Here is a 13,961-nt window from a genome sequence, read left to right as displayed (position 1 = left end):
CGGCGCGCCTCCGGGGCCCGGCCCCCGCGCGGCGTCACAGTGCCGTGAGGATGCGGGGCCCCTCCTCCGTGATCGCCACGGTGTGCTCGGCGTGAGCCGCGCGGCTGCCGTCGTCGGTGCGCAGCGTCCAGCCGTCCGGCGCCGCGTGGTAGCCGTCGCCGCCGCCCGCGATCACCATCGGCTCGATGGCGATGACCATGCCGTGGCGCAGCGGCATGCCGCGGCCGGGGCGGCCCTCGTTGGGCACGCCGGGGTCCTCGTGCATGCTGCGGCCGATGCCGTGGCCGCCGAAGTCCTCGGGGATGCCGTACCCCGCCTTCCTGCACACGGTGCCGATGGCGTGGGCGATGTCGCCGATGCGGTTGCCGACCACCGCGGCCGAGATGCCCGCCTCCAGGGCGCGCTCCGCCGTCTCGATGAGGCGTACGTCCTCGGGGCGCGGCGTCCCCACCGTGAAGCTGATGGCCGAGTCGCCGGCCCAGCCGCCGAGGTGCGCCCCGAAGTCGGCGGAGAGCAGGTCGCCGTCGCGCAGCCGGTAGGAGGTCGGGACGCCGTGCACGATCGCGTCGTTGACCGAGGCGCAGAGCACGGCGGGGAAGGGGACGGGCGCGAAGTGCGGGTGATAGCCGAGGAAGGGCGAGGAGGCACCGGCCTCGCGGAGCACGGCGTGCGCGATCTCGTCCAGTTCGAGCAGGCTGACGCCCACGCCGGCCGCCTCGCGGACGGCGGTCAGCGCTTGTGCCACGACACGTCCCGCTTCCCGCATCGCGTCGATCGATTCGTTCGTCTTGAGTTCCACCATGCCAATTACTATACCGGTATTTAAATGGGGGTCGTACGATGGCGGCATGGTACGGACACCTTTGACACCTGAGGAGCGCGAGCGCGGCGAGCGGCTCGGGCGGCTGCTGCGGGATGCGCGGGGCGTGCGGAGCATGGTGGCGGTGGCCGCCGAGGCGGGCCTCTCCGCGGAGACGCTGCGGAAGATCGAGACCGGGCGGGCCCCGACCCCCGCGCTCTTCACCGTGGCGGCGCTCGCCTCCGTGCTGGGGCTCTCGCTGGACGACCTCGTGGAGCGGTGCGAGCTGCTGCCGGCCTGAACCGGCGGTAACCCGGCGGGCCCTGCGGCATGGGGGCGCCGCCGGCGAAGCGCCGTGCCCGCGGCGAACCGCGTGTAGTCGTCCCGTAACACATCTGGTGTTATCTTCCGGACCGGAATACTCCTGTCTGCACGGGGTGGAGCTGGTCGCATGAGAGTGGGACAACTCCCGGATCAGGTCGGGGAGTTCGCGAAGTACCTGCGGGGACTGCTGGGCCGTCTCGACCAGGACGCCGGCTGGTGCGGCGTGTTCTGGCAGCGCGACCCGGACGGCATGCGGGCCTGCCTGGACGGCGTCGAGGTCCCGCCCTGGGACGTGGTGCAGGCGCTGCTGCACGACCTCGCGGCCGACCGCGGCGTCCCCGAGGCCGAGCGGGAGGCGGAGCGGGCGCGCACCCTGCACCGCGCCTCGCTCACGGCGTACGACGCGAGACCCGGCGCCCGCGAGCTCCTGAGCGACCGGCTCGACATGATGCTCGGGGAGCAGCGGATCGCCGCCGAGCGGGAGGCGGAGCTGGCCCGGCGGCTCGCCGCGGCCACCGACCCCGACGAGGCCGACCGCGTCAACCTCGACCTGGCGTGGGTGCGCGACGACCACGAGCGGGCCTCCGCGCGGTGCGTGGAACTGCGGGAGCGCATGGACCGCCTCGACGCGGCGGAACGCCCCACGTGGGTGGAGTTCGGCCCCGGCGCGGCGGCGTCCGCCCCCGGGGCGGCCCATGACCCCGGGCTCCCGGCGCAGCGGGACTCCGTCGCGCCGTCCGCCCACCCCGGCCCCTGGTTCGAACCGGCCCCGCCCGGCCCCGAGGACGTGGATGGCGTGGGCGGCTCGGGCGGCACGAGCCCCTCGGCCGAGCCGGACGGCCGGCACGCTCCGGAACCCCCCGGCACGGACGCCCTCCACGGCGCCGTCACCGGCACCCCCCACCACGACACGTCGGCCACCGTCGAACTGCTCGCCGGGCTCCGCAAGGAGGGCCGCAGCGGTGAGGCGCACGGCGTCCTGGTGGAGATCGCCGGGTGGCCCGCCGAGCGGCTGCCCGAGCTGGCCGGTGAGCTGCACCGCGCGGGGCTCGGCGCGGACTGGGCGACCCTGCTGTGGGAGGCGGCGTCCCTGCCGCCCGACCGCCTGGTGGCCCTCGCGGACGCCCTCGCGGGGGCGGGCCGCGCCGATGACTGCCGCAAACTGCTGCGGCAGGGCGTCGCGCGCCCCGCCCCGGAGATCGCCGAGGCGATCCTCGCGCTGCTCGACGCGGGCCGCGAGCGGGAGGCGCGCGCCCTGCTCGACTCCTACCACCGCGTGCGCACCCCCGAGGACGCGGCGGCCTGCGCGCACACCGACCCCCACCGGCTCATCCCCCTGCTCCTGGAGACGGCGCGGGCGGTCTCCGAGGAGCACCACTGGGACCTGGTGCACGCCCTGCGCGTGGCCGGGTTCAGCGCCTGACCCCGATCCGGCCTGACCGTTCCGCCGGCGCCCGGTGCCCGTTCTCGCCCGCTCGGGTACGAATCATGATCGACTCCGGCGGTTGGCGGCGATGGTCTTGCCCAGCCCGCCGGACAGGCTTACGTTTTCCTCTCTACGCACCCGGTCTACGTGCGTAGAGGCTCTCTGACGTCCTCTCAAGGGCAGTCCCTCCAAGGGCAGGTGAAGGAGCAGCTCATGGTCAACGTCGTACGCGCCGCACTGGTCCAGGCGACCTGGACAGGCGACAGCGAATCCATGATCGCCAAGCATGAGGAGCATGCCAGGGACGCCGCCCGGCAGGGCGCGAAGGTCATCGGGTTCCAGGAGGTCTTCAACGCCCCCTACTTCTGCCAGGTCCAGGAGGCCGAGCACTACCGCTGGGCCGAGCCCGTGCCGGACGGACCCACCGTCACGCGCATGAAGGAGCTGGCCCGCGAGACCGGCATGGTGATCGTCGTCCCCGTCTTCGAGGTCGAGCAGTCCGGCTTCTACTACAACACGGCGGCCGTGATCGACGCCGACGGCAGCTACCTCGGCAAGTACCGCAAGCACCACATCCCCCAGGTCAGGGGCTTCTGGGAGAAGTACTACTTCAAGCCGGGCAACCTCGGCTGGCCCGTCTTCGACACCGCGGTCGGCAAGGTCGGCGTCTACATCTGCTACGACCGCCACTTCCCCGAGGGCTGGCGCCAGTTGGGCCTGAACGGCGCCCAGATCGTCTACAACCCCTCCGCCACCTCACGCGGCCTCTCCGCGTACCTGTGGCAGCTCGAACAGCCCGCGGCGGCCGTCGCCAACGAGTACTTCGTCGCCGCGATCAACCGCGTCGGCCAGGAGGAGTACGGCGACAACGACTTCTACGGCACGTCGTACTTCGTCGACCCGCGCGGCCAGTTCGTCGGCGACCCGGCGAGCGACAAGGACGAGGAACTCGTCGTCAGGGACCTGGACTTCGCGGTCATCGAGGAAGTACGTCAGCAGTGGGCGTTCTACCGCGACCGGCGCCCCGACGCCTACGAAGGGCTGGTGCGGCCATGACCGACCTGTACGACCGCCACAAGGCGGTCCTGCCCGACTGGCTCGCCCTCTACTACCAGCGGCCCATCGAGATCACCCACGGCGAGGGCCGGTACGTCTGGGACGCCGAGGGCCGCAAGTACCTCGACTTCTTCGGCGGCATCCTCACCACCATGACCGCGCACGCCCTGCCCGAGGTCACCAAGGCCGTGGCCGAGCAGGCCGGACGGATCATCCACTCCTCGACGCTCTACCTCAACCGGCCGATGGTCGACCTCGCCGAGCGCGTCGCCGCCCTCTCCGGCATCCCCGACGCCCGCGTCTTCTTCACCACCTCCGGCACCGAGGCCAACGACGCGGCGCTGCTCCTCGCCACCGCCCACCGCCGCTCCAACCAGATCCTGGCGATGCGCAACAGCTACCACGGCCGGAGCTTCACGGCCGTCGGCATCACCGGCAACGCCGCCTGGTCGCCGACCAGCCTCTCGCCCCTCCAGACGCTGTACGTGCACGGGGGCGTCCGCAGCCGGGGACCGTACGCCGCGCTGAGCGACGCTGAGTTCACCGCGGCCTGCGTCGCCGACCTGCGGGACATGCTGGGGCAGGGGCGCGGGGGAGTGGCGGCGCTCATCGCCGAGCCGATCCAGGGCGTCGGCGGCTTCACCTCGCCGCCCGACGGGCTCTACGCCGCCTTCAAGGAGGTCCTGGACGAGCACGGCATCCTCTGGATCACCGACGAGGTGCAGACCGGGTGGGGCCGCACGGGCGAGCACTTCTGGGGCTGGCAGGCGCACGCGGCAAGCGGGCCGCCGGACATCCTGACGTTCGCCAAGGGCATCGGCAACGGCATGTCGATCGGCGGCGTGGTGGCCCGCGCCGAGGTCATGAACGGCCTCGACGCCAACTCCATCTCCACCTTCGGCGGCTCCCCCGTCACCATGGCGGCCGGCCTCGCCAACCTCACGTACCTCCTGGAGCACGACCTCCAGGGCAACGCCCGGCGCGTCGGAGGGCTCCTCATCGAGCGGCTCAGGGCCGTCTGCGCCCAGGTGCCCGCCGTACGCGAGGTGCGCGGGCGCGGCCTGATGATCGGCATCGAACTGGTCGACCCCGGCACCGGCGGCCCCCGCCCCCGGGCGGCGGCCGCCGTGCTCGAAGCGGCCCGCGAGGGCGGCCTGCTGCTCGGCAAGGGCGGCGGCCACGACACCAGCGTCCTGCGCGTCGCCCCGCCGCTCTCCCTGACCGTCGCGGAGGCGGAAGAGGGAGCGTCGATCCTGGCAGAGGCCCTGCGCAGCGCCTGACGGCGCATCCACCCGAAGGGAGCGCACCACATGAGCGACCGCACCCTGATCCGCGGCGGCCTCGTCGTCACCGCCGCCGAGGAGACCCACGCCGACGTGCTGATCGAGGACGGCAGGATCGCCGCCCTCGCCGCGAGCGGCAGCGCGGCGGCGCGGGCGTGGACCGCCGAGCGCGTCATCGACGCCACGGACAGGTACGTCATCCCCGGCGGGGTCGACGCCCATACGCACATGGAGTTCCCGTTCGGCGGCACCGCGTCGTCGGACACCTTCGAGACCGGTACCCGGGCGGCGGCCTGGGGCGGCACCACCACCATCGTCGACTTCGCGGTGCAGTCCGTGGGGCGCTCCCTGCGCGAGGGCCTGGACGCCTACCACGCGAAGGCGGCCGGGAAGTGCGCCATCGACTACGCCTTCCACATGATCGTCTCCGACGTCGACGAGTCGTCGCTCAAGGAGATGGACGGCCTCGTGGGCGAGGGCGTGACGTCGTTCAAGCTCTTCACCGCCTACCCCGGGGTGTTCTACAGCGACGACGGGAAGATCCTGCGCGCCATGCAGAAGGCCGCCACGAACGGCGCGCTGATCATGATGCACGCGGAGAACGGCATCGCGATCGACGTCCTGGTCCAGCAGGCACTCGCCCGCGGCGACACCGACCCCCGCCACCACGGCGAGGTGCGCAGGGCGCTCCTGGAGGCGGAGGCCACGCACCGCGTCATCCAGCTCGCCCGGGTCGCCGAGGCGCCCCTGTACGTCGTGCACGTCTCGGCCGCGGAGGCGGTGGCGGAGCTGGCGGCGGCGCGGGACAAGGGGCTCCCGGTCTTCGGCGAGACCTGCCCGCAGTACCTGTTCCTCTCCACGGACAACCTCGCGGAGCCGGACTTCGAGGGCGCGAAGTACGTGTGCTCGACGCCCCTGCGGCCCCGCGAGCACCAGGCGGCGCTCTGGCGCGGCCTGCGCACCGACGACCTCCAGGTGGTCTCCACCGACCACTGCCCGTTCTGCTTCACGGGCCAGAAGGAGCTGGGCCGCGGCGACTTCTCGAAGATCCCCAACGGGCTCCCCGGCGTGGAGAACCGCATGGACCTGCTCCACCAGGCCGTCGTGGACGGCCACATCACGCGCCGCCGCTGGATCGAGATCGCGTGCGCCGCGCCGGCGCGGATGTTCGGCTTCTACGGCAAGAAGGGCACGATCGCGCCGGGCGCCGACGCGGACGTCGTCATCTACGACCCGGCGGCCGAGCAGACCATCTCGGCGGCGACGCACCACATGAACGTCGACTACTCCGCGTACGAGGGCAAGCGCGTGCGCGGCCAGGTGGAGACGGTCCTCTCGCGCGGCGAACCCGTCGTCGAACGGCGCGAGTTCAAGGGGCGTGCGGGCCATGGGGCGTTCGTGCCGCGGGGCCTTTCGCAGTACGTGGACTAGGAGGCGGCCACCATGGATTTCGGACTCGTGCTGCAGACCGACCCGCCCGCCTCGACGGTCGTGGGGCTCATGCGGCGTGCGGAGCGCAACGGCTTCCGGTACGGCTGGACCTTCGACTCCGCCGTCCTGTGGCAGGAGCCGTTCGTCATCTACAGCCGCATCCTGGAGCACACCACGCGGCTGACGGTGGGCCCCATGGTCACCAACCCCTCCACCAGGACCTGGGAGGTCACCGCCTCGACCTTCGCCACGCTCAACGACATGTACGGCAACCGCACCGTGTGCGGCATCGGGCGCGGCGACTCCGCGATGCGGGTGGCGGGCCGCAGGCCCAACACGCTGGCCCGGCTCGGCGAGGCGATCGGCGCCATCCGCGACCTGGCCGAGGGGCGCGAGGCCGACATCGACGGGCAGGCGCTGCGGCTGCCGTGGGTGCGGGACGGAAAGCTGCCGGTGTGGATGGCGGCGTACGGCCCGAAGGCGCTGGCGCTCGCCGGGCAGCGGGCCGACGGCTTCATCCTCCAGCTCGCCGACCCCTTCCTCACCGCGTACATGGTCGGGGCCGTGCGGGAGGCCGCGGCCGAGGCCGGGCGCGACCCGGCGGGGGTGAAGATCTGCGTGGCCGCGCCCGCGTACGTGGGCGACGACCTGGCACACGCCCGCGAGCAGTGCCGGTGGTTCGGCGGCATGGTCGGCAACCACGTCGCCGACCTCGTCGCCAGGTACGGCGAGCACTCCGCGATGGTGCCCGAGGCCCTGACCGCCTACATCAAGGCGCGCGAGGGCTACGACTACAGCCACCACGGGCGGGCCGGGAACCCCGACACCGCCTTCGTGCCCGACGAGATCGTCGACCGCTTCTGCCTCGTCGGCCCCGTCGAGTCCCACGTCGAACGGCTGCGGGAGCTACGGGACCTCGGCGTCGACCAGTTCGCCGTGTACGCGATGCACGACGCCAGGGAGGAGGTCATCGACGCGTACGGCACGGAGGTCATCCCCCGGCTGACCTGATCCCGGCGCCCCCGCCCCCATGCCGTGGCCATGGCATGATCTCGGCGTGACCGTCACGCCGAGACCGCTCCGACGCGCCGTGATCCTCGCCGTGGCCCCGCTGCTGCTCGCCGGCTGCGGGCTCGCCGCGGAGCTGGAGCGCGAGGCCGATCCGGCGCGCGAGGCGACGACGCCCGAGGCCGGGCCGTCGGGCCCCGCCGAGCCGTCCGGCCCCGCGCCCGGCCCCACCGAGCCGCCCGCCGCCGGCCCCTGCCCCGACTCGGGCTGGCGGATGTCACCCGGCATGGTCACCGCCGCCATGGGGCTGCGCGCGATGTCCGTGACGCTGACCAACTGCGGCACGGGCGTGCGCGAGGTGAACGGCTACCCCGACATCCGCGTGCGCGGCCTGGACCGGCGGCTCTTCGCCGTGACGGTGCTCAAGGGCACCGAACCGGTGACCTCCATGGACGACCCGGGACCGCGGCGCGTGCGGCTGCGTCCCGGACAGTCGGCGTACACCTCGCTCGTCTGGCGGTACTCGGCCGTCGACGCCGCCACCCGCGAGGGAAGCGGCGTCTACGTGGACATCGGCCCCACCGAGGGCGCCGCGCGCCAGACCGTCGAACCCGACGGCGGCCTCGACATCGGCGAGACGGGCATGCTCGGCACCACGGCGTGGCAGCGGAGCCCGCGGGACGACGCGCCCGCCGCCTCCCGCCCCGCTACGGAACGCGCGCCGTCCACTCCGGGTTCGTGAACTTCGTCCTGACCAGTTCCGCCGCGCGGGCGCGCTCGGCGTCCGTCACCCCGCCTGCGGTCAGACCGTAGCGGCCGCGGAAGGAACCGATCATGCGGTCGATCACCGCCTCGCGGGGCAGGCCCGTCTGGCGGCGCAGCGGGTCGACGCGCTTCTTGGCGCTCCTCGTGCCCTTGTCCGACATCTTCTCCTTGCCGATGCGGAGCACCTCCAGCATCTTGTCGGCGTCGATGTCGTAGGACATCGTCACGTGGTGCAGGACCGCGCCCGTGCCCCCCTCGGGAGCCACCACCCGCTTCTGCGCCGCCCCCGCGATCTTCCCCGCGTCCGTCGCGATGTCGTTGAGCGGCTGGTACCACGCCTTGATGCCCATGTCCGCGAGGGCGCCGAGCACCCAGTCGTCGAGGTAGGCGTAACTGTCCTGGAAGGACAGCCCCTGCACGAGCGCGTCCGGCACGGAGAGGGAGTACGTGATGGTGTTGCCGGGCTCCACGAACATCGCCCCGCCACCGGAGACGCGCCGCACGACGTCGACGCCGTGCCGGGCCGCACCGTCGGGGTCCACCTCGTTGGAGAGCGACTGGAAGCTGCCGATGATCACCGAGGGCGACGCCCACTCCCACACCCGCAGCGTCGGCGGGCGCCGGCCCGCCGCGACCTCCTGGGTCAGGACCTCGTCGAGGGCCATGTGCAGGGCGGGCGACTGCGGCCCCTCGTGGACGAGCTGCCAGTCGTAGTCCGTCCAGTTCGTGGCCTGCGCCAGGGCGCGGCGCACCGCGACGCCGAGCCCCTCCGACGTGAGGCCGTACATCACCGTGCCCTCCGGCAGGGCCGCGTCGACGCGGGCCGCGAGACCCGCGGCGTCCGTGTCGGCGGGGGCGCCGTCGAGCGCGCCGTTGATCGCCTCCAGCGCCTCGTCCGGCTCAAGGAAGAAATCGCCGGCCACGCGCACGTGCCGCAGCACGCCGTCCGCCACGTCCAGGTCCACCACGACGAGCTTGCCGCCGGGAACCTTGTACTCACCGTGCACCGTGCTGCCTCCATGCCCCGCTGTTCCGTGATCGCCCTCCACGCTAACCGAGTGCCGGAACGTCCGATCCGGCGGAAGATGGGGCGAGGCGGCAGGGACCACCACGGGCGAGCACGCGGAGCAGCCGATGGACGGGCAGGCGGAGACGGGCGGCGAGCGGGGACGGCACGTCCTCGTGACCGGGGCGACCGGCTACATCGGCGGGCGCCTCGTGCCGGAACTGCTCGACGCCGGGTACCGCGTGCGCTGCCTGGCCCGCTCCCCGGTGAAGCTGCGCGACCACCCCTGGGCCTCCCGGGTGGAGGTCGTACGGGGCGACGTCACCGACGCCCGGTCGCTCGCCGCGGCCCTGCGGGGCATCGACGTCGCGTACTACCTGGTGCACGCGCTCACCACGGGCCCCGGCTTCGAGGACACCGACCGCACGGCGGCGCGGACCTTCACCGGGCAGGCGGCCCTCGCGGGCGTCGGCCGCGTGGTCTACCTCGGCGGCCTCGTCCCCACCGGCGTACCGCCGGCCCAGCTCTCGCCGCACCTGCGCTCACGGGCCGAGGTGGGCGACATCTTCCTGGCCGCGGAGGTCCCCGCCACCGTGCTGCGCGCGGCCGTCATCATCGGCTCGGGCTCCGCCTCCTTCGAGATGCTCCGCCACCTCACCGAGCGGCTGCCGGTCATGGTCACGCCGAGCTGGATCGGCACCCGCATCCAGCCCATCGCCGTCCGCGACGTCCTGCGCTACCTCGTCGGCAGCGCGGGCATGCCGCCCGAGGTGAACCGCGCGTTCGACATCGGCGGCCCCGACGTCGTCACATACGAGGAGATGATGCGGCGCTACGCTCGCGTGGCCGGGCTCCCGCACCGGTTCATCCTGCGCGTGCCCATGCTGTCCCCCGGGCTCTCCAGCCTCTGGATCGGCCTCGTCACCCCCGTGCCCCGCGCGCTGGCCCGCCCCCTCGCCGAGTCGCTGCGCCACGAGGTGGTCTGCGACGAGCACGACATCGCGCGCCACGTCCCCGACCCGCCCGGCACACCGATCGCCCTCGACGAGGCGCTCGCCCTCGCGCTGCGCCGCGTCAAGGAGGCGCAGGTCGCCACCCGCTGGTCGTCGGCGGCGCTGCCCGGCGCGCCCAGCGACCCGCTGCCCACCGACCCCGACTGGGCGGGCGGCAGCCTCTACACCGACCGGCGCCAGATCACCGTCGACGCCTCGCCGGAAGAGCTGTGGCGCATCATCGAGGGCGTCGGCGGCGACAACGGCTGGTACTCCTTCCCGCTCGCCTGGGCGGTCCGCGGCTGGCTGGACCGCGCGGTCGGCGGCGTGGGGCTGCGCAGGGGCCGCCGCGACGCCGCCCGGCTGCGGGTCGGCGACTCGCTGGACTTCTGGCGGGTGGAGGAGATCGAGCCGGGCCGGATGCTGCGGCTGCGGGCGGAGATGCGGCTGCCCGGACTCGCCTGGCTGGAGATGCACGCCGACCGGGACCCCGCGGGCCGCGTCCGCTACCGCCAGCAGGCGTTCTTCCACCCGCGCGGACTGCTCGGCCACGCCTACTGGTGGAGCGTCTCGCCCTTCCACGCCGTCGTCTTCGGCGGCATGGCGAGGAACATCGCGCGCGCCGCATCCCAGGAGGCCAGGACGGGGGAAGCAGCGGGAGACAAGGCGGTACGGACCACGCGTGACGGAGCAGCACCATGAAGACCTCGGTCGTCCTCTTCACCTCCGACCTGCGGGTCCACGACCATCCGCCGCTGCGCGCCGCCGTGACCCGCGCGGACGCCGTGGTGCCGCTCTTCGTCCGGGACCGGGCCATCGAGGACACCGGAACCACCGGGCCGAACCGCGAGGCGTTCCTCGCCGACTGCCTGGCCGACCTGGACCGGCGGCTGCGCGACCGGGGCGGCCGGCTCGTCGTCCGCGGCGGTGACGTCGTCGACGAGGTGCGCGCGGTGATGGCGGAGACGGGCGCCACGGAACTCCACCTGTCCGGCGGCGTCAGCGGATACGCCCACGCCCGCGAGCGGCGGCTGCGGGAGGCCCTGGAACGCGACGGCGGGCAGGTGCTCGTCCACGACGGGGTGGTCACGGTGCTCCCGCCGGGCGCGGTGACCCCGGCGGGCCGCGACCACTTCGCCGTCTTCACCCCGTACCACCGCCAGTGGTGCGCCCAGCGGCCCCGGGACGTCCTCGGGCCGCCGCGGGGCGTCCGCGTCCCCGGCCACGTCGGCTCGGAGCCGGTGCCCGGCCGTGACGGCGTCGACGGCGTCTCGCCGGGGCTCGCGCGGGGCGGCGAGAGCGTGGGCCGGGCGCGGTGGAAGGCATGGCTGCGGGACGGCATCGACGCGTACGGGGAGGGCGGCCAGGACGATCTGGCGGGCGACGCCACGTCGCGGCTCTCGCCGCATCTGCACTTCGGCACGGTCTCCGCGACCGAACTCCTCCGCGACGCCCGCCGCCGGGAGGGCGCGGGCGCCGAGGACTTCGTCAGGCAGCTCTGCTGGCGCGACTTCCACCACCAGGTGCTCGCGGCCAGGCCGGGGGCCGCGTCCCACGACTACCGTCCGCGCGAGGACCGCTGGCGCACCGAGCGGTCGGCGGGCGGGGACATCCGCGCGTGGCAGGAGGGCCGCACGGGCTATCCGGTCGTCGACGCCGCCATGCGGCAACTGCTCCACGAGGGCTGGATGCACAACCGCGGCAGGCTGCTGACCGGGAGCTTCCTGACCAAGACGCTCTACGTCGACTGGCGCGTGGGGGCCCGGCACTTCCGGCGGTACCTGGTCGACGGCGACCTGGCCGACAACCAGCTCAACTGGCAGTGGATCGCGGGCACCGGCACCGACAGCAGGCCCAACAGGGTGCTCAACCCCGTGCGCCAGGGCAGGCGCTACGACCCGAGCGGCGACTACGTACGGCGCTGGGTGCCCGAGCTGCGGGGGCTCGCGGGCGGCGCGGTGCACGAGCCGTGGAGGCTGCCGGCGGCCCAGCGGGCCCGCTACGACTACCCGGAGCCGGTCGTCGGCCTCGCGGAGGGGCTCGCGCGGTTCCGGCGGGCGCGGGGGATCGGGTGACGGGGTGCGCGCGCCCGCCGGGCCGGGGTCATGACACAGGCTCTCGGTCCGCCGTGCCGGGCAGCCACAGGTCGGGGCCGAAGACCTCGTAGCGGATGCGCCGGGCCGGGATGCCGGCGCGCAGCAGCTGTCCGCGCACCTCGCGCATGAACGGCAGCGGGCCGCACAGGAAGACCGAGGCGTCCTCGGGGAGTGCGACCCCGGCGAGGTCCATCAGCCCGCTGCGGGCGCCCGGTTCCTCCGCGCCGGGCCGCTCGTACCAGAACTCGGCGCGGGCGTCGGGCAGCCGCCCGACCAGCTCACGGGTCTCGGCGCGCAGGGCGTGCGCGGCGGGGGAGCGGTCGGCGTGCAGCACCAGTACCGGGCGCGGGGAGCCGATGGCGGCGAGGTGGGCCAGGATGCCGGTCATGGGGGCGCAGCCGATGCCCGCGGACACGAGCAGGACCGGTGCGGTGGAGTCGTCCCGCTCGTCGAGGAAGACGTCGCCGAAGGGCGCGGACAGGGTCAGCTCGTCGCCTTCGCGGACCTGCCGGTGCAGCAGGGCGGAGACCTCGCCGTCCGGCGCGCCGGCCGTGCCCGCGACCCGCTTCACGGTGATGCGCCGCAGGTCGCCGCCGGGGTCGCGGGACAGGCTGTACTGCCGCAGCTGGCGCACGCCGTCGGCCATGCGCACGCGCACGCTCACGTACTGTCCCGCCCTGGCCCGCGGCGCGGGCAGGCCGTCGGCGGGGCGGAGCAGGAAGGACACCGTGTCGGGGGTCTCGGTGCGGCGCCCGACGACGGTCCACTGCCGCCACACCTCGCCGGGCTCCACGGCCGCGTCCCGGTAGAGGCGGGCCTCCCTGCTGATCAGCGCGCCGGCCATCAGCCAGTACACCTCGTCCCAGGCGGCCGCCACCTCCGGGGTCACCGCGTCGCCGAGCACCTCGGCGATCGCGCCGAACAGGTACTTGTGGACGATCGTGTACTGGTCGTCGGTGACCCCGACGGCGGCGTGCTTGTGCGCGATCCGGTCCAGGAGCGTGTCCGGGCGGGTGCCGGGGTCGTCGAGCAGCGCCGACGCGAACCCGGCGATGGAGCCGGCGAGGGCGCGGCGCTGGGCACCGCTGGCCTGGTTGCCGCGGTTGAACATCCCGTCGAGCAGCTCCGGCCTGTCGCGGAACATCGTGCCGTAGAAGCGCGTCGTGATCTCGTCGAGTGCTCCGGCGACGGCGGGCAGCGTGGCACGGACCACGGCGGCGGACTCTGCGGACAGCATGGGGCCTCCAGGCGGGGCGGCAGAAGTGGGGGCAGCGGTCACAGGAGGCTGCCGCTGCCGTAGGGGGCGTACAGGTCGAGGAGCCGGGTGCGGGACGAGCGCAGGCGGTGGACGAGGACGTCGCCCACCCACAGGGCGATGCCCAGGCCGAACGCGGGGTCGTCCCGGCACAGCGAGCGGACGGCGGTGGCGTCGAACTCGTGGGCGCGCACCGGGGTCGTCGCCTCGGCCCCCAGGTGCCAGGCGTGCGGGGAGAACAGCCAGGACCAACCGATGAGTTCGTTGTGCCGGAGGGTCTCGATGACCGCGGCGCGGCGGCCCGGCACGTGCAGGTCGAGGTGGACGGTGCCGGTGCGGATGATCCAGAAGCGGTCGGCCCGGCCGCCCTCCTCGAAGAGCCGGGCGCCCTGGGGGATCGACACCTCCCGGGCGAAGTGCATCAGCCGCTGCCGGTGCTCGGCCGGCAGTGCCTGGAGCATGCTGGGCGTCATGGTGGAAGCGGTCATGGTGTGCCTCCGGTAGGGAGCTGTCGGCCTGT

13 protein-coding genes are annotated in these 13,961 nt (G+C 73.8%); 9 read left to right on the top strand and 4 right to left on the bottom strand.

Annotation, left to right across the window (positions count from 1 at the left end):
• Nucleotides 1–34 precede the first annotated feature (34 nt).
• Nucleotides 35–802, bottom strand: a complete 768-nt coding sequence (gene map / locus AB0I16_RS23765) for a type I methionyl aminopeptidase (protein WP_363251518.1) — start codon at nt 800–802, stop codon at nt 35–37.
• 46 nt (nt 803–848) lie between these two features.
• Here map and AB0I16_RS23760 point away from each other — a divergent pair, with 46 nt between their 5' ends.
• The 7 genes from AB0I16_RS23760 (at nt 849) to AB0I16_RS23730 (ending at nt 8,069) form a co-directional block, all read left to right on the top strand.
• A complete protein-coding gene (locus AB0I16_RS23760; RefSeq protein WP_363251517.1) occupies nt 849–1,100 on the top strand; it encodes a helix-turn-helix transcriptional regulator in 252 nt (83 codons plus the stop codon).
• Between the two features lie 150 nt (nt 1,101–1,250).
• Nucleotides 1,251–2,546, top strand: a complete 1,296-nt coding sequence (locus tag AB0I16_RS23755) for a hypothetical protein (protein WP_363251516.1) — start codon at nt 1,251–1,253, stop codon at nt 2,544–2,546.
• Nucleotides 2,547–2,762: 216 nt separating this feature from the next.
• On the top strand, nt 2,763–3,605 hold the full coding sequence (locus tag AB0I16_RS23750; RefSeq protein ID WP_363251515.1) for a nitrilase-related carbon-nitrogen hydrolase: 843 nt from the start codon (nt 2,763–2,765) through the stop codon (nt 3,603–3,605).
• Nucleotides 3,602–4,885, top strand: coding sequence for an aspartate aminotransferase family protein (locus tag AB0I16_RS23745; protein WP_363251514.1), 1,284 nt, complete (start codon nt 3,602–3,604; stop codon nt 4,883–4,885). Before AB0I16_RS23750 ends, AB0I16_RS23745 begins: the two co-directional genes overlap by 4 nt.
• 30 nt (nt 4,886–4,915) lie before the next feature.
• Complete coding sequence (hydA, locus tag AB0I16_RS23740; protein ID WP_363251513.1) at nt 4,916–6,319, top strand: dihydropyrimidinase; 1,404 nt, start codon at nt 4,916–4,918, stop codon at nt 6,317–6,319.
• 12 nt (nt 6,320–6,331) lie between these two features.
• Nucleotides 6,332–7,330 carry a TIGR03842 family LLM class F420-dependent oxidoreductase gene (locus tag AB0I16_RS23735; RefSeq protein ID WP_363251511.1) on the top strand — a complete coding sequence of 333 codons (999 nt, stop codon included), beginning with the start codon at nt 6,332–6,334 and terminating at the stop codon, nt 7,328–7,330.
• Between the two features lie 46 nt (nt 7,331–7,376).
• Entirely contained in the window at nt 7,377–8,069 is a 693-nt protein-coding gene (locus tag AB0I16_RS23730) for a DUF4232 domain-containing protein (RefSeq protein ID WP_363251510.1), read from the top strand.
• On the opposite strand, the gene AB0I16_RS23725 is transcribed toward AB0I16_RS23730, so the two are convergent.
• Nucleotides 8,035–9,099 carry a biotin/lipoate A/B protein ligase family protein gene (locus tag AB0I16_RS23725; RefSeq protein WP_363251509.1) on the bottom strand — a complete coding sequence of 355 codons (1,065 nt, stop codon included), beginning with the start codon at nt 9,097–9,099 and terminating at the stop codon, nt 8,035–8,037. The two genes, AB0I16_RS23730 and AB0I16_RS23725, sit on opposite strands and share 35 nt — an antisense overlap.
• A gap of 127 nt (nt 9,100–9,226) precedes the next feature.
• Here AB0I16_RS23725 and AB0I16_RS23720 point away from each other — a divergent pair, with 127 nt between their 5' ends.
• Together AB0I16_RS23720 and AB0I16_RS23715 are read left to right on the top strand one after the other, a co-directional pair.
• Entirely contained in the window at nt 9,227–10,792 is a 1,566-nt protein-coding gene (locus AB0I16_RS23720; RefSeq protein ID WP_363251508.1) for an SDR family oxidoreductase, read from the top strand.
• Nucleotides 10,789–12,165 carry a deoxyribodipyrimidine photo-lyase gene (locus AB0I16_RS23715; protein WP_363251507.1) on the top strand — a complete coding sequence of 459 codons (1,377 nt, stop codon included), beginning with the start codon at nt 10,789–10,791 and terminating at the stop codon, nt 12,163–12,165. Before AB0I16_RS23720 ends, AB0I16_RS23715 begins: the two co-directional genes overlap by 4 nt.
• Nucleotides 12,166–12,193: 28 nt before the next feature.
• Here AB0I16_RS23715 and AB0I16_RS23710 read toward each other — a convergent pair whose 3' ends face one another.
• Nucleotides 12,194–13,423, bottom strand: coding sequence for a globin domain-containing protein (locus AB0I16_RS23710; protein WP_363251505.1), 1,230 nt, complete (start codon nt 13,421–13,423; stop codon nt 12,194–12,196).
• A 38-nt stretch (nt 13,424–13,461) separates the two neighbouring features.
• Nucleotides 13,462–13,929, bottom strand: coding sequence for a cyclic nucleotide-binding domain-containing protein (locus tag AB0I16_RS23705; protein WP_363251504.1), 468 nt, complete (start codon nt 13,927–13,929; stop codon nt 13,462–13,464).
• Nucleotides 13,930–13,961: the final 32 nt, after the last annotated feature.

It is taken from the genome of Streptomyces sp. NPDC050703 (assembly GCF_040654435.1).
GTDB lineage: Bacteria > Actinomycetota > Actinomycetes > Streptomycetales > Streptomycetaceae > Streptomyces.
Note: the sequence above shows the minus strand (reverse complement) of the source record. Positions and strands in the feature narration are given on the sequence as shown.